The sequence below is a fragment of the Lacinutrix undariae genome (genome assembly GCF_052934785.1).
Window position 1 is genome coordinate 1,342,311 of sequence record NZ_CM128809.1, and the last position, 19,574, is coordinate 1,361,884.

At 31.6% G+C, this 19,574-nt stretch carries 21 protein-coding genes and 1 pseudogene; 6 read left to right on the forward strand and 16 right to left on the reverse strand.

Annotated elements, in window-relative coordinates:
- Positions 1-182: 182 nt before the first annotated feature.
- From ACU4C5_RS06035 to ACU4C5_RS06050, 4 genes are all read right to left on the reverse strand, one after another.
- Positions 183-1,589 carry an FAD-dependent oxidoreductase gene (locus tag ACU4C5_RS06035; RefSeq protein WP_446846158.1) on the reverse strand — a complete coding sequence of 469 codons (1,407 nt, stop codon included), beginning with the start codon at positions 1,587-1,589 and terminating at the stop codon, positions 183-185.
- An 11-nt stretch (positions 1,590-1,600) separates the two neighbouring features.
- Positions 1,601-2,161: a hypothetical protein gene (locus tag ACU4C5_RS06040; RefSeq protein ID WP_446846159.1), complete on the reverse strand. Its 561-nt coding sequence runs from the start codon at positions 2,159-2,161 to the stop codon at positions 1,601-1,603.
- A gap of 440 nt (positions 2,162-2,601) precedes the next feature.
- Complete coding sequence (locus tag ACU4C5_RS06045) at positions 2,602-3,531, reverse strand: ketopantoate reductase family protein (protein ID WP_446846160.1); 930 nt, start codon at positions 3,529-3,531, stop codon at positions 2,602-2,604.
- A gap of 146 nt (positions 3,532-3,677) precedes the next feature.
- Positions 3,678-4,547, reverse strand: a complete 870-nt coding sequence (locus tag ACU4C5_RS06050) for a LysR family transcriptional regulator (protein ID WP_446846161.1) — start codon at positions 4,545-4,547, stop codon at positions 3,678-3,680.
- A gap of 109 nt (positions 4,548-4,656) precedes the next feature.
- Between ACU4C5_RS06050 and ACU4C5_RS06055 the strand changes: the two genes are divergently transcribed.
- Positions 4,657-5,280: a LysE family translocator gene (locus tag ACU4C5_RS06055; RefSeq protein ID WP_446846162.1), complete on the forward strand. Its 624-nt coding sequence runs from the start codon at positions 4,657-4,659 to the stop codon at positions 5,278-5,280.
- A gap of 8 nt (positions 5,281-5,288) precedes the next feature.
- Here the strand turns inward: ACU4C5_RS06055 and ACU4C5_RS06060 are convergent, their stop codons facing one another.
- The 4 genes from ACU4C5_RS06060 to ACU4C5_RS06075 all read right to left on the reverse strand — a co-directional run bounded on the left by ACU4C5_RS06060 (position 5,289) and on the right by ACU4C5_RS06075 (position 7,872).
- On the reverse strand, positions 5,289-5,576 hold the full coding sequence (locus tag ACU4C5_RS06060) for a hypothetical protein (protein WP_446846163.1): 288 nt from the start codon (positions 5,574-5,576) through the stop codon (positions 5,289-5,291).
- Between the two features lie 11 nt (positions 5,577-5,587).
- Positions 5,588-6,781: a BaiN/RdsA family NAD(P)/FAD-dependent oxidoreductase gene (locus ACU4C5_RS06065; protein ID WP_446846164.1), complete on the reverse strand. Its 1,194-nt coding sequence runs from the start codon at positions 6,779-6,781 to the stop codon at positions 5,588-5,590.
- A gap of 56 nt (positions 6,782-6,837) precedes the next feature.
- Positions 6,838-7,251, reverse strand: coding sequence for an MFS transporter (locus ACU4C5_RS06070; RefSeq protein ID WP_446846165.1), 414 nt, complete (start codon positions 7,249-7,251; stop codon positions 6,838-6,840).
- A gap of 108 nt (positions 7,252-7,359) precedes the next feature.
- Entirely contained in the window at positions 7,360-7,872 is a 513-nt protein-coding gene (locus ACU4C5_RS06075) for a VOC family protein (RefSeq protein WP_446846166.1), read from the reverse strand.
- A gap of 157 nt (positions 7,873-8,029) precedes the next feature.
- On the opposite strand from ACU4C5_RS06075, the gene ACU4C5_RS06080 reads away from it, so the two are divergent.
- Complete coding sequence (locus ACU4C5_RS06080) at positions 8,030-8,305, forward strand: winged helix-turn-helix transcriptional regulator (RefSeq protein ID WP_446846433.1); 276 nt, start codon at positions 8,030-8,032, stop codon at positions 8,303-8,305.
- Between the two features lie 10 nt (positions 8,306-8,315).
- On the opposite strand, the gene ACU4C5_RS06085 is transcribed toward ACU4C5_RS06080, so the two are convergent.
- Complete coding sequence (locus ACU4C5_RS06085; protein ID WP_446846167.1) at positions 8,316-8,960, reverse strand: spermidine synthase; 645 nt, start codon at positions 8,958-8,960, stop codon at positions 8,316-8,318.
- A 181-nt stretch (positions 8,961-9,141) separates the two neighbouring features.
- Here ACU4C5_RS06085 and ACU4C5_RS06090 point away from each other — a divergent pair, with 181 nt between their 5' ends.
- Positions 9,142-9,474: a single-stranded DNA-binding protein gene (locus ACU4C5_RS06090; protein WP_446846168.1), complete on the forward strand. Its 333-nt coding sequence runs from the start codon at positions 9,142-9,144 to the stop codon at positions 9,472-9,474.
- Positions 9,475-9,514: 40 nt separating this feature from the next.
- Here ACU4C5_RS06090 and ACU4C5_RS06095 read toward each other — a convergent pair whose 3' ends face one another.
- The 4 genes from ACU4C5_RS06095 to ACU4C5_RS06110 form a co-directional block, all read right to left on the reverse strand.
- Positions 9,515-9,691 (reverse strand): hypothetical protein, encoded by a 177-nt coding sequence (locus ACU4C5_RS06095; RefSeq protein WP_446846169.1) that lies wholly within the window; start codon positions 9,689-9,691, stop codon positions 9,515-9,517.
- A gap of 73 nt (positions 9,692-9,764) precedes the next feature.
- Entirely contained in the window at positions 9,765-10,283 is a 519-nt protein-coding gene (locus tag ACU4C5_RS06100; protein WP_446846170.1) for a ferritin, read from the reverse strand.
- 88 nt (positions 10,284-10,371) lie between these two features.
- Positions 10,372-11,244 (reverse strand): DMT family transporter, encoded by an 873-nt coding sequence (locus tag ACU4C5_RS06105; protein ID WP_446846171.1) that lies wholly within the window; start codon positions 11,242-11,244, stop codon positions 10,372-10,374.
- A gap of 30 nt (positions 11,245-11,274) precedes the next feature.
- Positions 11,275-13,647 (reverse strand): hypothetical protein, encoded by a 2,373-nt coding sequence (locus ACU4C5_RS06110; protein WP_446846173.1) that lies wholly within the window; start codon positions 13,645-13,647, stop codon positions 11,275-11,277.
- 213 nt (positions 13,648-13,860) lie between these two features.
- Here ACU4C5_RS06110 and ACU4C5_RS06115 point away from each other — a divergent pair, with 213 nt between their 5' ends.
- Positions 13,861-14,526, forward strand: a complete 666-nt coding sequence (locus ACU4C5_RS06115) for a C40 family peptidase (protein WP_446846174.1) — start codon at positions 13,861-13,863, stop codon at positions 14,524-14,526.
- Position 14,527: 1 nt separating this feature from the next.
- Here ACU4C5_RS06115 and ACU4C5_RS06120 read toward each other — a convergent pair whose 3' ends face one another.
- Positions 14,528-16,654 (reverse strand): Tex family protein, encoded by a 2,127-nt coding sequence (locus ACU4C5_RS06120; protein ID WP_446846175.1) that lies wholly within the window; start codon positions 16,652-16,654, stop codon positions 14,528-14,530.
- Between the two features lie 84 nt (positions 16,655-16,738).
- Between ACU4C5_RS06120 and ACU4C5_RS06125 the strand changes: the two genes are divergently transcribed.
- Complete coding sequence (locus ACU4C5_RS06125; protein ID WP_446846177.1) at positions 16,739-16,882, forward strand: hypothetical protein; 144 nt, start codon at positions 16,739-16,741, stop codon at positions 16,880-16,882.
- Positions 16,883-16,936: 54 nt separating this feature from the next.
- Positions 16,937-17,125: pseudogene (locus ACU4C5_RS06130) on the forward strand (alkaline phosphatase family protein); the annotation flags it as partial.
- Positions 17,126-17,185: 60 nt separating this feature from the next.
- Here the strand turns inward: ACU4C5_RS06130 and ACU4C5_RS06135 are convergent.
- Both ACU4C5_RS06135 and metG read right to left on the reverse strand, forming a co-directional pair.
- Complete coding sequence (locus tag ACU4C5_RS06135; RefSeq protein ID WP_446846434.1) at positions 17,186-17,452, reverse strand: META domain-containing protein; 267 nt, start codon at positions 17,450-17,452, stop codon at positions 17,186-17,188.
- A gap of 29 nt (positions 17,453-17,481) precedes the next feature.
- Positions 17,482-19,539 carry a methionine--tRNA ligase gene (metG, locus tag ACU4C5_RS06140; RefSeq protein ID WP_446846178.1) on the reverse strand — a complete coding sequence of 686 codons (2,058 nt, stop codon included), beginning with the start codon at positions 19,537-19,539 and terminating at the stop codon, positions 17,482-17,484.
- Positions 19,540-19,574 lie beyond the last annotated feature (35 nt).

A 19,574-nucleotide genomic window follows, 5' to 3' on the forward strand; every position in this document is an offset into this window, starting at 1 on the left:
AAATGACTTAGGTTATTTGGGTCGTGTAATTCTTTTTAGTGCTTACAATATAGTCATTTGTTTTTTAGGTTTATTGCGGCAAACCGTAACGTATAACAGGTTTTAAATTTAGGTCAATAAAAAGCCTCTACAAGTTAATGTAGAAGCTTTTTTTATTGATTTTATATGTAACGTTCTAAACGTTATTTAAGATAATTTCTAATTCCGTAGCTCGCTAAAACACCTTCGCCGGTAGCTGCTGCAACTTGGGCAATAGCACCTTCTCTACAATCTCCAGCTGCAAATATTCCTTTTACAGATGTTTCTGCTAAACCAGAAGTGGTAATAAAACCACTTTTATTTAGAGCAATTACATCTTTAAACGGTGTGGTGTTTGGAATTAATCCAATAAAAATAAATACACCATCTGCCGCTATAAATTCTTCTTCATTAGTCGCGTTATCTTTAACTTTTAACGATTGAAATAAACCGTTTTCACCCGCTACAAATTCAACAGATGTTTTATCCATATAGGTAGAAATATTATCTATCGTTTTTAGTTTTTCCACGTAAGTGTCTGTCGCTGAAAATGCCTTAGAACGGTGTACAATTTTCACCGATTTGCAGAAACCTGCTAAGAAAATTCCTTCTTCTAAAGCTGAATTTCCTCCACCAACAACAATAATATCTTTATCTCTGTAAAACGCACCATCACAAGTGGCACAGAAGTGAATCCCAGATCCTATTAATTCGGTTTCATTAGGAATTCCTAATAATCTATAAGTTGATCCCGTTGATAAAACCACAGACTTTCCAATATAAGAAGTTCCTTTTGTGGTTATGGTAAATAGTCCATTTTGCTTGACGATATTTGTAACTTCTTCACCGGTTTTTATAACCGCACCATAGGTTTTTGCTTGTTCTTCCATTTTGTCCATTAATTTAGGACCAGAAATAGAAGTAAACCCTGGGTAATTTTCAATTTTTTCTGTTAAGAAGGCATTTCCACCTATGTTTTTCTTTTCTAATATAAGTGTGTCAAAACGATCTCTTTGTGCGTAAATAGAGGTGGTTAAACCTGCTGCTCCACCACCAATTATAATGGTGTCAAAAACTTTGTGTTCTTTTTCTGTATTGATTGATAAAAGTTCTGTTAGTGTAACATTATCAGGATTTGTATGGGGTTTTCCGTCAATTAATACGGTTGGAATTATTCTTTTTCCATTATTTATTTCTTCAACTTTTGCAGTTGCCCAATCGTGTTCATCAACATCAATAAATTCAAAATTAACTGAATTATCTCTTAAAAAATTCTTTGCTCTTCTACAATCCGGACACCAATCGGCACCAAATAATTGTACTCTACCAACTTCATTGATACCTAAAACAGCAGATAATTCAATATTATCAGGATTTGTGTAAGATTTATCGTTAATAATTACTGTTGGTATTATTCGCTTTCCGTTGTTTATGGCTTCTACCTTTTGGGTGGCTTCTTTATCTAAATCAACATCAATAAAAGTAAATTCAATATTGTTATCATTTAAAAATGATTTTGCTCTTCGGCAGTCGGGGCACCAATCGGCACCGTATAATACAGTTTTAGTCATGTGTTTAGCTTTTATAATTTGATGAGTTTATTAAATATCTCAAAGTGATGTTTATCGGTTCTCAATTCAATTGAGAGTTTATTATGTCGGTGTTCAACGCTATAAATTTCTTTACTCTCAAAAAGAGGTGCTAATATCTTGGTGAGTTTAGAGATTAATTCCGATGTATTGTTTTGGGATTTGATGATATATTTATGGTAAATATTAAATTTTGATACCGTGCTACTGAACCCTAATTTAATAAAATCGGTTTTTGTTTTCTTCCGAATAATAAAATCTGAATTACCAGTTCCTATCATTTTTGTTTGCCATTCAGCCAATACCAATAAGTTTTGATACTTTGTAGATAGTAATAAATTTGCTGAAGAAAAGGTTGCTTTTTTATACTTGAGAATCCAATTATTTGGCGTTGCTATTTTCCCGAAAAGGGTGTACGACCAAACATTATAATTTCCTTTTACTGTGCCGTTTTTTTCTAAAATGAAATGTTCAAATTCAGTAGCAAAATCTTTATTTATTTTATAAAATGGCGATTCTTTTTCATCTTCTGTTGAATTTGATTTTAAGTTCATTTAGTGGTTTGGGGTGATTTTAACTCGCGTAATTGTATGTCGCCGTGTGGTTAAGCATTAAAGTTAGTGAATAAATTAGAGATAAAAGTATGTCACTATTTTTAATTACTATTTAATTGTTGTTTGGTAGTATTCCCAAAAAATATAAACTTAATAGAATTATCGCTAAAATGATACCTGCTATTTTACTAAAAAACAAACTTATTGATGTGTAGTCTGGTGCGTTTTTGTAAGAATAGTATGATTTTTTTATTCCATAAAATGAGTACAAAAATTGGGCAATACAATATATTAAAAGAATTGTGGTGCTTTTCATAAATGGAATTCTAATAGTTTTCTAAAAGGAAAGATAATATAATTTTTAGGTGTAAAAAAAGCTATGACATTTCATCATAGCTTTTACTGTATAAATTTTTAACTCTAAATAATTAAAACCAATTTTATAAGTTGTAGCGCGATACTATTTTAGCACTCATTTCTGTGTAATTTTTAGCAGTAATACCAAACGCTTCGCTTGCTTTTATAACGTAATCTACAAGGTTCTCTTTTTCGGTATTTTTGTTCTTGTTTTCAAAATCTAATTGTAATGATGTTTTTGATTTTTGGGGGAAATTAGAAAGCATTCCTAATGCTGTTTCAATATCATTATCGCTTAAAGTGATGTTGTTTTTTGCTGCTAAATCCTGTATTTCTTGCATCATTTTTTTAAGTAAATCCATGTGTACTACAGATTCGACTACTTCTCCAAATGTGATATTTAATGCGGTTGTAATTGTTGCTAATGGAGATACAAAAAGATATTTTTTCCATAAAAATGTTTTAATATCCTTAGTGTAACTTGCGCTTAAACCTCCTTTTACTAATACGTCTTCAACCCATTTGTAATCGGCAGTGTCACTATTACCAAAAACTATTTTTCCTGGACCACCAACATGTTTTACCACTCCTGGTTTGTCAATATTAGAGGCAATATAAATACAACCTTCTAGTATTTTATTGCTATTATGAGTTATGTTTTCTTGAATAGAATTTTTAGCATTTACACCATTTTGCAACGGAATTATAACTGTGTTTTCTTTAAGACATTCTTGGTATTTACTAATTGTATTATCTAACGAAAAAGATTTTGTAGCAACAATTAAGATGTCTAATTCGCCAATTTTTTTAGTATCGTCAGTTGCTAAATAAGGTGTAATAGTTGTGGTTTCGCCTTCTGAAGTTAATGAAAGTCCGTTTGTATTGATAGCTTTTTTAGTTTCATTACGGCAGATAAAAACGACATTCGTTTCTGAATCATTTTCGTAATTTTTAGTCAGTTTTTCCCCAATGAAACTTCCAATTCCACCCATTCCTAAGATTCCAATTTTCATAACTTTTGATTTTAGTATAAATTTTATTTTAGCTGATAGTAACAATATTGCTAAAAATCAGAAATATCTTACTCTTTTATATCATAAAATAAAACTAAAATTAGTTGTAAGTATCTGTGAGTGATGTTAAATGATAACAAATAGAATTACTCTACTAATTTTGCATATTCTAATACTTTTTTCACTGTTTTATTAGGGTCATTTTTTCGCCAATTTATATATAAGTCAATATTTTCATCGAGTTTAATGAATTTTACGTTTTTATATTTTGAAAATTTAAACGACCATGGTAGGATAGAAATTCCGATACCTTTTGATACTAAATTTAAAATCATTCCTCCAAAATCCGATTCAATAATTGTTTTAGGCTGAAAGTTATTCCTATCAAAAAAAGTTCTTAAAAGTGAGGCGAAAAATGTTTTTTGATGTAAACCTGCAATAATAAATTTCTCATCTTTTAAGTCGTTTAAATTTTTTAATCCTACTGTATTTAACCAATGATTATCGGGTATAACCAAGCAAATAGGTTCAGTTTGAAGTTTTAATGAATTGATATTTATATGCTGTATATGATCTCTACTAAACGCAATATCTATCTCATAATTGAGTAATAAATTTTCGTGACTTCCATCTGTAGGTTCAATTAATTCTAGTTTTAAATCGGGTAAATTTTGGTTTAGGGTTTCTAAGAAATTAGGTAGAAATTTAAAGGCAATAGATCCCGGATAACTTATAGACACAAACCCGGATACACCTTCATCAATTTTTTTGGCTTGTCTGTGAATTTGATCCAATTCATTAATGGTATTTGTCCAATGTTTTTGAAGAAATTTTCCCGCATCAGTGAGTTTTACATTCCTTTTATTTCTTTCAAAAAGCGTCATTCCCATTTCATTTTCAAGCGCTTGTATTTGTCTGCTTAATGCCGATTGCGAAATGAATACTTTTTCGGAAGTTTTCCAAAAATGAAGTTCGTTAGCTAAAACTAAAAAATATTTTATTTGCTGAATCGTCATATGTAATGCGTTTTTTGCATTAATCAATCAAAAATAAGTATTTTAAAGGAGTTCTCAAAGCGTTTAATTTGCTTTTAGTAATTGTTTAATTCTTAAAAATAAACGTATTATGGGAATCGAAAATTTTATCACCTTTATGCTTACCGCATTAATTTTTGTAATGACACCGGGGATAGATACCGTTTTTGTTTTAAATAAATCTATTGGGCAAGGTGTGAAATCTGGAGTTTATGCTTCTTTAGGAGTTAATACAGGTGTTTTGGTACATACTTTTTTTGCTGCTTTAGGATTAACTGTATTGCTTTCTAGATCGGCATTAGCATTTACTGTAATTAAATATGTAGGGTTTGTGTACTTAGTTTATTTAGGAATTTCAAAACTTAAAAACAGTAAAACGGTTATAGGAATTAACACTAAAAATGTACCACAAAAAAAAGGACAGAATGATTTTTGGTCTGGATTTTTAACAAATACGTTAAACCCGAAAGTTGCATTATTCTTTTTAGCTTTCTTTCCGCAGTTTATTAGTCCTGCACAACTAGAAAATCCGGTGCCATTTGTAATATTAGGATTTACATTTGCTATAATTGGAACCGTTTGGTATTTAGGACTGTCGTTTTTTGCAAGTACATTTACCCATAAAATAAAACACAATCCTAATTTTAGTATTTGGTTAAACCGAATAAGTGGTTTGGTTTTTATTCTTATGGGAATTAAAATTATAATGAGTTAAGAGCTGTTCTATTTTGCTTTATTGCCATAGAATTTTACCAAAAACTTTCCGAAGACAAGATATAAAAACAATACGGTGATTCCTCCAATGAGGTAACCGTTATTAAGTAACTCTTTGTAGCTATAATTAACAAATATTAGTACTAAAGCAATTATAAATTGAAGTATTGCATAAGCGATGTTTCCTTTGGCACTATAGCCAAAAAGCCCAAGGAAATGCGTTTTTGTAAGTCCAAAAATTAAGTGAGGCATCGCATTTGCGAGTAATGCACCAATAAAAAATTCTATAATTTGCATGAGGTTTTGTTTTATGAAATGACTGTTTTATTTAAATATCTTGCCAAATATACACCAGTACTTGCACAAGCTTGTAAGAGATATCCGCCAGTAGGCGCGTCCCAGTCTAGCATTTCGCCAATACAAAATTGATTAGGAAGATTTTGGAGTTCGAAGTTTTTAGAAACCGCCTCTAAATCAATTCCTCCAACGGTTGAAATCGCTTCATCAATTTCTGAAGTATTTTCTATAATTAGTGGAAATTTTTTAATGTTTTTAGCGAGTGTTTCGGCAGTTAAATAGTCTGTTTTAGAAAGGTATGTTTTTAATAAATCAATTTGTGAAGCGCTAAGTTTAAGATCTTTTTTTAAGATATCTGTCGTACTTCTATAATTAGAGGTTATTATTTTAGAAAGCACATTTTGTAGCGTTAATGTAGGTTTAAAATCTATTAAAACTATTGCTTTTTGGTTCGCTGCTAATTCTGTTCTTATCTGCGGACTCAAAGCGTAAATGGCATTTCCTTCTAAGCCAAATGTGGTAATAACGGCTTCACCTTTTTGAGTTTTTTCCGCGCAAGCGATAGCAATATTTTTTAGAGGTTTTCCTTCGTGTTTCTTAATGAAGTTTGAAGACCAATTTATTTTAAAAGCACAATTTGAAGCTTTAAAGGGTTGTGTAACACTATTTTTTTCTGAAAACGTATCAATCCAACTTCCGTCAGATCCTGTAACTTTCCAACTGCCTCCACCTAAAGCAAATACGGAGTAATCTGTAGTAATTGCGGTGTTGTTTATTATAGGTGAATTATGAGTATTCCAACCTAAAAATGTATGTTCATATTTTATAGTAATTCCTCTGTTTTTAAGATGTTTTAGTATGGTGTTTAGCACTTCAATAGGTTTAATTCCTACTTCAGGATATACGCGTTTACTACTTCCTACGTAAGTTGTAATCCCAATTTTAGACAACCAATTTCTGAAATCAGTATTACTGAAATCTAATAAAGCATTCTTTAAAAAAACAGAAGGTGTATAGCGTTCAATTAACTGTAAAATAGGTTCTGAATGTGTAAGATTAAACCCCCCTTTTCCTGCAACTAAAAACTTTCTACCAGCGGTTTTATTCTTCTCATATATGGTAATATCAAATTTTTCAGTATCTAAAAAAGCGGCTAATAAAAACGCCGATGGTCCGCCACCTATAATAGCAATCTGTTTTTTCATGATGTAAAAATAGGGTTAATATTGAATAAGCGCACCGTTTTTAAGGTGAAGAAATCCTACAAATGTGTGTTATCAAAATCTCTTTTAAACTGGTCTTCCGATGGTCTTAAAAATAACAAATACATAATCATTAAAAGTCCGAAGGCTATAAAATCTGGCTGTAAAAATAATAGTACTAATGTTAAACCTTCAATAATTGACCAACGCATAATTGATGCGGTTTGGTACATCATAAATTTTACGTCGAGAGAAGACTCGCGAGTTACTTTTTTTATTTGCGATTTATACAGAAAATTCCCTATTAAAAAAGCAAGAATTGGTAATGCTAAATACACCATTGATGCGCTATTTATAACAGGCATTTTTAAGGTTTCGGGGTGTATAAGATTTCCCATTAAAACGTAGATAGCAATTATACCTGCACAAAGAAAAAGGTGAATTATTTTAATGGTTTTTAGTTTTTCGGTCATTTTAAATTGAATTAATTATCTGTTTTTAAAGGTATAAAAAAATCCCATTCCAAAACCTAAAAAGCGTTTTGTAAATGGGATTTACTTTACAGGGAAATTATTATCGTTTTATTTTGTGTAAGCTCCAGATGAGTAGGTTAATTCGTAACTATGGGTGTAAATTTCAAACACAATTCCAAAAGGATCTTCTACATAACACATTTTAAATGGCTTGTCTTCTGGGTAATATTCTCTAATTGGCATTCTTTGTTTTCCACCGTATTTTAATATTTTTTCTATAAGATCTTCAATATTTGGGTCTTGCACGCAAAAATGAAATAATCCTGTATTGAAAGGATTAAATTCGGGAGCTTCTTTAACGCCATGAGGAAAGGAAAACAGCTCAATTCCAATACCATCTGATGTTGCTAAATGCGCAATTTCAAACTCTTCCCAATCGTCACCAAAAACATCAATACACATTTGCCCAATGGCAGTATCTTTTTCTTTTTTAATGACTGCTGGTTCCATAATTACATACCATCCCATCACTTCTGAATAGAATTTTACGGCTGCTTTAATATCTGGAACTGTAATTCCAATATGTGAAAATGATTTTGGATAATTTTTATCTGCTGACATAATATATAATTTAGACTGCAAAATTAATTTATATTTGTCATTAAGACAATAACTTACTAAAAAGTGGTATAGTTACCTAAACGAGTAAAATGCTAATTTATAGTTATTTAAAATTTTAATTTTGAAGAAAGAAATATCCTGCCCACTTAATTACACCATGAATTTGATAGGTACAAAATGGAAACCTTTAATTTTATTTCATTTATTACACGGTAGCCAACGTTCTGGGGTGTTGCAAAAACAGATTATAGGTATTTCAAATAAGATGTTTACACAAACCATTAGAGAACTAGAAAAAGACGGACTAGTTATCCGTAAGGTTTTTCCGGTAGTGCCACCAAAAGTAGAGTATAAATTGAGCGAAAGAGGCGCGTCCCTAGAATCAATTTTACGACAATTAGACGCTTGGGGATTACAAGATGCTACTTTATAGTTTTGTACTGTTAAAGTGATTTTGCAATTACAATTGTATTGGTGTTATTTACTTTATCGTGTACCACAACTTCATATACATGAGATTTAAGGTAGCTAATAATGTTTTTTAGTTTATGACTTATAGACGACTCTAATGAAGCGTTAAAAATGATGGTTGCGCTACTAGATCTTAAGTTTAAAACGTTTGCCCAAAAATTAAGTTCTAAAAAAGGTGCTGGTACTACAATATCAATAAATAAATCGATAATTATAAGGTCGTATTTCTCTTTGTTTTGAGCTACAAAATTAAGTGCATCATCGCATACGATATTTAAGTTTTTTGATGCTGTGAGTTCAAATTCATCTTTAGCAATTTTTATAATTTCTGGATCAATATCAACTGCTGTAATATGATTTTTGTAGTTAAAATCATTCCGTAATGTTTCAATCACACTTCCACCACCTAAGCCTAAAACTAATATAGATCGCGTGTTTTTAAGATTTATTCTTTCTAAGCTATATTTTAAAATCCGCTGTAATGCACCATACGAATAATTGGCATTTTTAGTATTGAGATGTTTTTTTCCGTTATACCACGTAATTTCCAAATCACCACTGTATTTGGATGGGATTTTTTTTGTAACCGGATAAATATAGCTGATAATTTTTTTCATAATTAGGGTAAAGGTAACCATTTATAAAGCGAATTTATACGATAACAAACGACTACAAGCATTTACAAACGAATTTAAATAGGTAACTACCGATTAATATTTGCATCCCGTTACATCTTTGCAGTGTTGCGATTGTAAGCTCACAATCCATACATAGTTTAACGTTTAAATTTTTTATATTATGAATTCACTTAAAAACAAAGTACAGTTAATTGGTAGATTAGGACAGGATCCTGAAATTATTAATTTTGAAGATGGTAACAAAATGGCTAAATTCTCTTTAGCAATTGATGATAGTTATAAAGATAAAAATGGCGAAAAAGTAGAACGTACCTATTGGCATAATGTTTCTATTACTGGCGGTTTGGTAAAAGTGGTTGAAGAGTATGTTACTAAAGGCAAAGAAATAGCTGTTGAAGGAAAGTTAGTAAGCAGATCATGGACAGATAAAACAGGTGCAAAACGTTATAATACTGAAGTGGTTTGTAATGAGTTGTTATTGCTTACCAAATAGTTATGCGTATAAAAAAAGCCTCGTAATTACGAGGCTTTTTTTATGCAACTTCTTGAAGTAAATCAAAGCACGGGCATTTACCACAGCGTTTGTTTTCACTCTTTTTATATTTTTTGCAGCATTTGCTTTTTACCTTATTGGCATTAATCACTCCTGCTTCGTGTAAGGATTTTAAATCCTTTTTCTGTTGTTTCTTTTCTTTTTTCTTCTTGCCCAAAATACTATAACTTGTAGATTGCGAGGCAAAAATAAACTATTTTTATTAAATCTAAATAAGATTTAATGTTAAATTATTGTAGGTTTTCAGCCGAAGCTGTAGTGACATTTAATTGCATGATGTCTCTATCAAATAAATATAATCCTCCTTTATCATTTCCGATAAGGTTAATTTTATCTAAGATATTACGCGCCACGGCTTCTTCTTCAATCTGTTCAGAAACATACCATTGTAAGAAATTATGTGTTGCATAATCTTTTTCTTGTAAGCTAATGTGTACTAATTCGTTAATACTTTCAGAAACAAAAACTTCATGATCAAACAGTTTTTCAAACATTTCTTTAAATGATTCAAACGTTATATTTGGCGCTTTTAATTCAGAAATTTGTGCATGTCCACCACGTTCGTTTACAAACTTTATTAGTTTTAGCATATGATCGCGTTCTTCATCAGATTGACTGTACATAAAACCAGCAACACCTTCTAGTCCTTTTACTTCAGCCCAACAAGCCATTGCTAAATATATTTGAGACGATTCGGCCTCAATACGTATTTGATTATTTAATGCTTCTTCTATTTTCTTTGATAACATAGTTCTCTTTTTATGTAAAGTTACAGATTTTATTGCGATTGTTTTAATAGAATATTTCTAAATTATAAATAGTAATTAGGTGTTTTTATTAGCTTTTTAAAATTTTAAATAGTGATTTCTCATAAAACGTAATTCGTATTCCAAAGAGTAAAACAAAACCTCCAATTGCCATTTGTATTGAAATGGTTTCATCTAAGAAAATCCACGCTAATAGTGATGCCAAAATTCCTTGTGCTAATAAACTTACAGATACTCTAGTGGCACGCATATGTTGTGTGGCATAACTTATTAAAATCCATGCTAAAAGCTGACAAAATAAGGCTTGAAAGATGAGTACCAACCATCCAGTTGTTGAAAATCCCCAAAAAGGCTCGTTTAAGTTGTAGCTTAAAATTCCTAAATGTATACTAGATGCTCCTAAGCTTATGGTCATAAAACTAAGTACGTTCATTGTGCGTAGTACAAGTTTACTAATTAGCATATAAAAGGCGTATAATATACCCGATAGTATACCAAAACTAAATGCTAAATCAAAATCTAAGGTTTTAAAAACGGTAAAACCAACAAGTAGCATCATACCAAATACAGCGACAACTGTACCAATCCAAAAATTAAATTTAGGTTTATTTTTTAAGAAAAATAAAGCAAGCACACCTACCCAAACGGGTGATAAATTAGTTAAAAGTGAGGCTTGTGTTGCGGTAGATTCTTGTATAGCAATGTTCCAAACAGCAACATCTGTCCCAAATATAATTCCGCATAAAGCGGCTAAAGCAAAAGTTTTTAAATCATGTATTTTTAATTGTTTCTTAAGTAAAACATAGGGGAGAAGTAGTACAAAAGAAAAGGCCATTCTGTAAAATGCCGAAATAACTCCTGGGGTTAAGTTTAGCTTAACTAAAACAGGAAAAATAGAGATACAAATAATACCAACAGCGAGTGCTATTCTTGCTTTTTTCATATAAAAAACGAGATAAAATAAACATGAATTTTAAAGCTGTGAAATTACTTTTTCTTCCGAAATAAAACTACTATCATTCACAATTCCTTCAATAAATAATGTCACACTTTTAGCATTAGTATTATAGATGGAAAAATTAATAATACCTTGTGCGTTTGGTGTAAGATTTGGAAACCAATCAATAACTCCATACTCTTTATAAAAATCTGTATGAAACCCACTATAAATTGGTGCATAAAACTTTTTATTAATGGTGAAAGTGACAGGTATTTTGTAGGTTTCAAAAGCTTTTCCGTACCTTTTAAAGGTGTTTATTAAAGGATCGGTGTAAATTTTAATCACTCCGCTACTTCCTCGTACTCCCATTCCAAATCCTGTTTTATCAATTGATACATAATCTACAATATCCATACGATAATTGTATAAATAGGTAAGATCTGAAATTAACATATCATCCAAATATATTTGTGGTGGCGTTTTTGGTGCTTGTATTGAATTGCTACGTTTTGGTAAGATAGAGAGCTGTCCTTCAAACTGCACCACACTATAACCTTGTGATTGTATAAATGACGCAAAATCTAAATATTGATTTCGTTTATCATCATCAAATATAGTAACGTTTCCTGGTGCAACACCTTTAAGTTTTTCAAGTTTTGTAACTTGTTTGTTAGCAGTAATTATAACTTCATCTAAAGTTTCATTTTTATTCCAAGAAGGTTTAAATTCTACATTGGAATAATCCATAAAAACATCACCTTTTATTGGTAAAGGGTTTTGTTTTAGGGTGAATCCCGGAATTGATGAAGGTGAAAACTGGACGTATAATCCCGGAACTTCTACTTTCCCTTTTTTTGATAGTTCGCCAATTTTTAAGGTTTCATCATCAAAAAAGAAAAATTCACTACGATCAAATTTTGTTTCGTCTTTATCTAAAGCAATCACTGTTGATGTGCTGTATTTTGTAGGAAATATTAAATATTGTCCCGTTTTTTTACGGTTGGCATTGGCGTTTATTTTAATACCTATTTCAAAATCATAAAGTAGTTTTGGCGGATATTTAAAAATAGTATGCCAATCATAACTACTCCAACCTTGAGTTAATAGTAAGTTATCTAATTCGTATTTTTTCTTTCTATTTATAGCCTTAAAATAATACGCCGCATTTTCAATATTTCCGTTTACGTAAGGTTGTAAATAACTGTACGAAATAATATTATGATGCGGATGGTAAGCTTTTGTTGTTGCAGGCAATACGGAGATGCTAAAATGATTAACCTTTGCGGTATCAATGTCTTTTATTGGCAAGCTTATTTGTATAGAATCCATGTTATTTTTTGTTAACGCCATTTCGGACTCTACAATTTTTAAACCTTCATATTTAAAAAATAAACGTTCTAATAAAGGATTATTTTGTGCATCAAAAAGCGTAAAAACATTTACTCCAGTAGTTAAATCTTTATAACTAATCAACTTTGTAACTGTAGGTGTTTCATCAAATTTAACCGTGGTAGTTTTTAAAGATTTTCCATCATGAAAACTTAGTGTGTAGGTCTCGTTTTTTATTTTGGGAAGCGTTTCAGTATTTGTTCTGAACATAATCGCAACTTTAGATCCTAAATCGGTTAATGAGAGGTTAATCCCGGTACTTTCCGTTGGAGGGATTACAAATTCTTGTGCTTTTTTATTTACAGTTGTATGCGCAATATATGTGGTGTTATTAAGCGGTGTGAGTAAAAATTTTCCAATCCCAAACGTATTTGTTTTAAAATTGGTTAATATATTATTGGCACGATCAGTAATATGACCTTCAATAGCCACTCCAAAGCCTAAACTATCTTTAGCGATAATTCCAATAGTGTTTTCGGCACCAGAAATTAAATGACCGCCTTCTGGTAAAAATTGTACAGCAACAGTATTGGTAATGTTTTTAGAGCTAATTTGTGTGTCTTTATCTAAATCAATCACTTTTATTTGTTGTGCATAATAATTTTGCTCATCAAAATTGCGCATCCAGTTGGTGTAAGCTTTAAAAGTGTATTTTCCTGATGTAAAAAGGCTGTCTATAAAAAAATCTCCAGCACCAACACCGCCAAGTACTTTTATCAATTTACTTTTTACAATTTTTTGGTGTTCGTCTGTAATTTCGCAATATAAATTTGTGGTTACAGAAGAGAGTTGTTTACTGTGTTTGTCTAAAACATAAGCATTAAAACCAACGACTTCACCTTTTATAAAAACCGATTTGTTAAGATGTACATAAGCCAATTCTCGTGGCGCTTTTGCATACGTGTTAAATAGTGAAGATAGACTATCATTTTGCGCATATCCAGTTGAAAATAGTATTAAAAAAAGGCTTATAAAAGCACATAATTTTAAGAATGGATTTGAGGCGTTTAAAGTCATATTTAAAAAAAAATTATTGTAGCGAATGTAATGATAATCAAATGTTAATATTCATTTTTTAACAAAAAAAATACTATTAAATTCGTTATTACATCATAGAGTGTTTTTAAATAAATAGAGTAATATTATTAATTGGTATTTATATTTTATATCTTTAATGTCTCTTTATTAGTTGATTAAGTAGCATTTATAACTTTTAAAACTCTTATAGATATGCTAGGTCAAATTTTAAAAATTGCTTTAGGTGAATTAGGACAAAAAGAAATTCATGGGGCTGAACACAATACACGTATTTTAGAATACCAACAAATGACAGGGCTTAATTTTGGTACCGATGAAGTGGCTTGGTGTAGTATTTTTGCTAATTGGGTGGTACAACAAGCTAATTTGGAAATGTCAAATAGTGCTATGGCTAAAAGTTGGTTAAAAATCGGGCATAAAACACAATGGCCACAACCAGGAGATATTGTAGTGTTTTGGCGTGGTGACAGAGATAGTGCATTTGGTCACGTTGGTTTTTTTATGGGATTTACTAAAAGTGGAAAATCCATTTATTGCATTGGCGGTAACCAAGATGATGAGGTAAATATTAAAACATTTCCTTTAGATCGTATTTTAGAATTTAGAAGTCTTACCGATAACATTTTAATTTCTTACGTGATTCCAACCGGTTATTTGCGTCAAGGTGATAGTAATGACAACGTAAAACGGCTTCAGAAAATTTTAATAAAATTAAATTACCTTGTAGGAATTACCGATGGCATTTTTGGTCCCAAAACCGAAGCAGCACTTAAAGCTTTTCAAACCGCCAAAAGTATTACTGTTGACGGTATTTACGGAAGTGAATCTCGTGTAGCTTTTGAAACAGAATTAAATTAAACTATTTTTCAAGTTTAAGTTGAATACGCTTTCGCGGAACATCAACCTCCAAAACTTTTACAATCACTTGTTGGTGAAGACTTACGTGTGCACTAACATCGCTTACAAAACTATCCGATAAATTAGACACATGAATTAAGCCACTTTCTTTAATTCCAATATCTACAAAAGCTCCAAAATTGGTTACATTATTTACAATTCCGGGTAATAATTGACCTTCATGAACATCATTAATCGTTTTTAAATTCTGATTAAAAGTAAACACTTTTGCCTGTGCTCTAATATCTAATCCTGGTTTTTCAAGCTCATTAATAATATCTTTAAGTGTTGGCAAACCTACCAAATCGGTGCAATATTGCTGTAGTTTTATCTTTTGTAATATTTCAGAATTTCCAATAAGTTCACCAATAGTTTTACCTTCATTTTTTGCAATTGCTTTTACAATCGTATAACTTTCTGGATGAACTGCCGAATCATCAAGCGGGTTTTTAGGAGATTTTATACGTAAAAAAGCCGATCCTTGCTCAAAAGCCTTATCGCCCAAACGCGGTACTTTTTTTAACGCATTTCTAGACGAAAAGGCACCGTTTTTATCTCTGTAATCTACAATGTTTTCTGCTAGTTTTTCTCCAATTCCAGACACATAACTCAATAAACTTTTACTCGCTGTATTTAAGTTTACACCAACGGCATTTACGCAACTTTCAACCACTTTATCAAGTTCATTTTTAAGTTTGCTTTGGTCTACATCATGTTGGTATTGCCCAACACCAATAGATTTAGCATCTATTTTTACCAATTCGGCTAGCGGATCTTGTAAACGTCGCCCAATAGAAACCGAACCTCTTACAGTAACATCATAATCAGGAAATTCATCTCTTGCAATTTTTGATGCCGAATAAATACTCGCTCCAGCTTCACTAACTACAAATACTTGAACATCATTTTTAAACTGAATTTTTCGAATTAAAGCTTCAGTTTCTCGTGATGCTGTTCCGTTTCCAATGGCAATCGCTTCAATTTTATAAGCTTCAGTAAGCGAATTTATTTTTTTCATTGCGCCAATACTATCATTTTTTGGAGCGTGCGGATATATGGTTTCATTATGAGTTAATTGCCCTTGCGCGTCCAAACACACCACTTTACAACCAGTTCTAAATCCGGGATCAATAGCTAAAACACGTTTTTCACCAAGCGGCGAACCTAATAATAATTGTTTTAGGTTTTTTGCAAATACACCAATCGCATTAGTATCGGCTTTGTCTTTGGTGATTTGAGAAATTTCGTTGGCTAACGACGGAAATAATAAACGTTTATAAGCATCGGCAATCGCTAATTCTATTTGACTAGCACATGCATTTTGCGAACGGATAATGCGGTTTTCAATTTTAGATAATGCGCGTTCATTATCAATAGTAATTTTTACACGAATAAAACCTTCTTTTTCGGCTCTAGAAATAGCTAAAAATCGATGTGATGGTATACGAGATAATGCTTCTTCCCATTCAAAATAATCTCTAAATTTTTGAGCATTTTCATCGTCTTTTTTCGATTTTACCACTTTCGTGGAAATCATAGCAAAACGTTCTAGCTGCTGTCTTATAGAATTTCTAATATCCGAACGTTCATTAATCCATTCGGCAATAATATGTCGTGCACCTTCAAGCGCTTCTTCAGCAGAATTAAGATCACCTTTTATATATTTATATGCAATTGAGGTAACATCATTTGCTTTTTGGCTCATTATAATTTTCGCCAAAGGTTCTAAACCATTTTGACGCGCCGTTTCAGCTTTAGTTTTTCTACTCTTTTTATAAGGTAAATATAAATCTTCAAGTGTGGTGATGTCTTGAATGTTTTCAATCTTTTGTTTTAAGTCTTCAGTTAAAACCTCTTGTTCTTTTAAGGCTTTTAAAATCGCTATTTTTCGTTTTTCTAAAGCTTCAAATAGTGTTTTATAGGTTACAATATCCCCAATTTGTACTTCATCAAGATTTCCAGTTGCCTCTTTTCTATACCTTGAAATAAATGGTACAGTACAGGCTTCATTCAATAATTTAATGGTGCTTTTTACTGAAGATTCTGGTAATCTAGTTTTAGAGGTTATAAAGTGTAGTAATTGAGTCATTAAAGCTGTTTTTTGGGACAAAATAAGTCTATTTTTTTAAAATTAGGTGAATATTAAATTTCAATATAATTAATAGCGGCATATATGAATAAAGAATTACATGAAATACCTTTTGAAGTTACCGAAAAAGGATCATTAGGTTTATTGGCTGGGGATCTTGGATTAAGAGCCTGGAGAAAAGTAAGGAATGCATCTTATCAAAAGCAAGAAGATGAAGAAAAAAAATAAAGTCCTTTTAATAGGATGGGATGCTGACGAGAGGAAAATTATTGGACTTTTGTTAGTAAAGGGCAAATGGCTGCTTTAAAAAAACTGATTGATAAAGGGGTTTTTGGAAATATGAGTACTATGAATCTGCCATATTCACCAATGTTATGGTTTTCTGTTGCTACCGGAAAAACTCCCGATAAACATGGTGTTTTAGGATTTATAGAATTGCTACCAGATATGTATGGAATTAGAGTAGGGTAAAAACATAAAAAAACCTTGAAGCCAAAGCAACAAGGTTATTTATATTATTATGAGTTGATTTTACATCACTTCAAAAATAGCTAACGGTGCCATTTTATTACCCTTTAATGAGTAGTTGTCTACTTTTTCTAAAACAGCCATTAATTGCTTTTCTGTAGCCATATCCGGACATGCTTTTAATGTTGTAGCAACTTTAGCTAATTCTATTTTAAAACTATCTAAGGTGTAAGATCCACTAAAGTTATTACAGCTATTGTTTCCATAAACCGTATTGTTTTCCGAAGAAAATATAATAAAAGCAGCCTTAATTTGTTTTTTATTGGTTATAAATTATCGTTTGCAAAAAGCAGACCATTTTAGCTTATTTGTAATCCATTAGTAACATTTACGTTATCATCTGGATTTACAAAAACCAATTTACCATCGGCAGTTTCTGTCATTAAAATCATTCCTTGACTTTCAACCCCTCTTAAAGCTCTTGGTGCCAAGTTAACTAATACCGTTACTTTTTTACCTACAACTTCTTCTGCTGAAAAACTTTCGGCAATTCCAGATACAATAGTTCTCACATCAATTCCAGTATCTACTTTTAAGACTAAAAGCTTTTTAGCTTTCGGCATTTTTTCAGCTTCAATAATGGTTCCTACACGTAAATCTAATTTAGAAAAATCATCGTAAGTTATTTCTTCTTTTTGTGGTTCAACCACTTTATTTGCTGCTTCATTAGCTTTTTTAGTGGCTAATAATTTATCAACTTGTGCTTGTACGGTTTTGTCTTCAATTTTAGAAAACAATAATTCTGCTTCTCCTATTTGGTGTCCTGCAGAAATTAAAACAGCTTTCTCGCTTACGTCATCCCAACCATTAGTATCGTCTTTTAAAATACCTTTTAATTTTGTTGAGGTAAATGGTAAAAATGGTTCGCATAATGTTGCTAATGCCGAAGCAATTTGTAAAGCGACATACATGATAGTTTTTGTACGGGCTTCGTCTAGTTTAATAACTTTCCAAGGTTCTTCGTCAGCTAAATATTTGTTTCCAAGTCGAGCTAAATTCATTAATTCTTGACTAGCTTCTCTAAAACGGTAACGTTCAATAGAGCTTGAAATCACACTTGGGTAAGCTTTAATGGCTGCTAAGGTGTCTTCATCTATTTTAGTTAATTCTGATGGCTCAGGAATTATTCCGCCGTAATATTTATTGGTAAGTACCACAACACGGTTAATAAAGTTACCAAAAATAGCTACCAACTCGTTATTATTTCTAGCTTGAAAATCTGCCCATGTAAAATCGTTATCCTTACTTTCAGGAGCATTTGCAGTTAATGTGTAACGCAATACATCTTGTTGGTTAGGGAAATCTTCTAAATATTCTGGTAACCAAACGGCCCAGTTTTTTGAAGTTGATAATTTATTTCCTTCAAGATTTAAAAATTCATTTGCAGGAACGTTGTCTGGTAAAATGTAAGATCCTTCTGCTTTTAGCATACTAGGGAAAATAATACAGTGAAACACAATATTGTCTTTTCCTATAAAGTGAACAAGTTTAGTATCTTCATCTTTCCAATATGGCTCCCAATCTTTTCCTTCTCTTTCTGCCCATTCTTTGGTTGCCGAGATATATCCAATTGGTGCATCAAACCATACGTAAAGTACTTTTCCGTCGGCACCTTCTACCGGTACAGGAATTCCCCAATCTAAATCTCTAGTTACGGCTCTTGGTCGTAATCCATCATCAATCCATGATTTTACTTGACCATAAACGTTAGGTTTCCAATCTTTCTTATGACCTTCTAAAATCCATTCTTTTAAAAAGGCTTCGTGTTTATCTAAAGGTAAAAACCAGTGTTTTGTTTGTTTTAATGTTGGTACATTTCCTGTAATTGCCGATTTAGGGTTAATTAAATCAGTGGCATTTAGGCTGCTTCCACATTTCTCACATTGATCACCATAAGCTTCTTCATTTCCACATTTTGGGCAAGTTCCGGTTACAAATCTGTCGGCTAAAAATTGATTAGCTTCTGCATCGTAAAGTTGCTCGGTTACTTCTTCAATAAATTCACCTTTGTCGTAAAGCGTTTTAAAGAATTCTTGTGCTGTTTCATGATGAATTTTCGCAGATGTACGTGAGTAATTATCAAAAGATACTCCAAAATCTTCAAACGATTTTTTTATAATTCCGTGATATTTATCTACTATATCTTGTGGCGTTACTCCTTCTTTTTTAGCTTTAATAGTAATTGGCACACCGTGTTCATCACTTCCGCAAATAAAAGCAACATCATGTCCTGTTAAACGTAAATAACGGGCGTAAATATCGGCAGGCACGTACACACCAGCTAAGTGACCAATATGTATTGGGCCGTTAGTGTAAGGTAATGCTGCAGTAATTGTATATCGTTTTGGAGTATTCATTGTTCTGTTTTAATAAATAGGTCGAGCGCAGTCGA

Bases quoted from the DNA above. Each gene is read 5' to 3' on its own strand.
- metG (WP_446846178.1), bottom strand. From the start codon at position 19,539: ATGAATACTCCAAAACGATATACAATTACTGCAGCATTACCTTACACT.
- ACU4C5_RS06050 (WP_446846161.1), bottom strand. From the start codon at position 4,547: ATGACGATTCAGCAAATAAAATATTTTTTAGTTTTAGCTAACGAACTT.
- ACU4C5_RS06055 (WP_446846162.1), top strand. From the start codon at position 4,657: ATGGGAATCGAAAATTTTATCACCTTTATGCTTACCGCATTAATTTTT.
- ACU4C5_RS06075 (WP_446846166.1), bottom strand. From the start codon at position 7,872: ATGTCAGCAGATAAAAATTATCCAAAATCATTTTCACATATTGGAATT.
- ACU4C5_RS06085 (WP_446846167.1), bottom strand. From the start codon at position 8,960: ATGAAAAAAATTATCAGCTATATTTATCCGGTTACAAAAAAAATCCCA.
- ACU4C5_RS06090 (WP_446846168.1), top strand. From the start codon at position 9,142: ATGAATTCACTTAAAAACAAAGTACAGTTAATTGGTAGATTAGGACAG.
- ACU4C5_RS06110 (WP_446846173.1), bottom strand. From the start codon at position 13,647: ATGACTTTAAACGCCTCAAATCCATTCTTAAAATTATGTGCTTTTATA.
- ACU4C5_RS06060 (WP_446846163.1), bottom strand. From the start codon at position 5,576: ATGCAAATTATAGAATTTTTTATTGGTGCATTACTCGCAAATGCGATG.
- ACU4C5_RS06045 (WP_446846160.1), bottom strand. From the start codon at position 3,531: ATGAAAATTGGAATCTTAGGAATGGGTGGAATTGGAAGTTTCATTGGG.
- ACU4C5_RS06035 (WP_446846158.1), bottom strand. From the start codon at position 1,589: ATGACTAAAACTGTATTATACGGTGCCGATTGGTGCCCCGACTGCCGA.
- ACU4C5_RS06125 (WP_446846177.1), top strand. From the start codon at position 16,739: ATGAATAAAGAATTACATGAAATACCTTTTGAAGTTACCGAAAAAGGA.
- ACU4C5_RS06105 (WP_446846171.1), bottom strand. From the start codon at position 11,244: ATGAAAAAAGCAAGAATAGCACTCGCTGTTGGTATTATTTGTATCTCT.
- ACU4C5_RS06065 (WP_446846164.1), bottom strand. From the start codon at position 6,781: ATGAAAAAACAGATTGCTATTATAGGTGGCGGACCATCGGCGTTTTTA.
- ACU4C5_RS06120 (WP_446846175.1), bottom strand. From the start codon at position 16,654: ATGACTCAATTACTACACTTTATAACCTCTAAAACTAGATTACCAGAA.
- ACU4C5_RS06040 (WP_446846159.1), bottom strand. From the start codon at position 2,161: ATGAACTTAAAATCAAATTCAACAGAAGATGAAAAAGAATCGCCATTT.
- ACU4C5_RS06080 (WP_446846433.1), top strand. From the start codon at position 8,030: ATGAATTTGATAGGTACAAAATGGAAACCTTTAATTTTATTTCATTTA.
- ACU4C5_RS06100 (WP_446846170.1), bottom strand. From the start codon at position 10,283: ATGTTATCAAAGAAAATAGAAGAAGCATTAAATAATCAAATACGTATT.
- ACU4C5_RS06070 (WP_446846165.1), bottom strand. From the start codon at position 7,251: ATGACCGAAAAACTAAAAACCATTAAAATAATTCACCTTTTTCTTTGT.
- ACU4C5_RS06115 (WP_446846174.1), top strand. From the start codon at position 13,861: ATGCTAGGTCAAATTTTAAAAATTGCTTTAGGTGAATTAGGACAAAAA.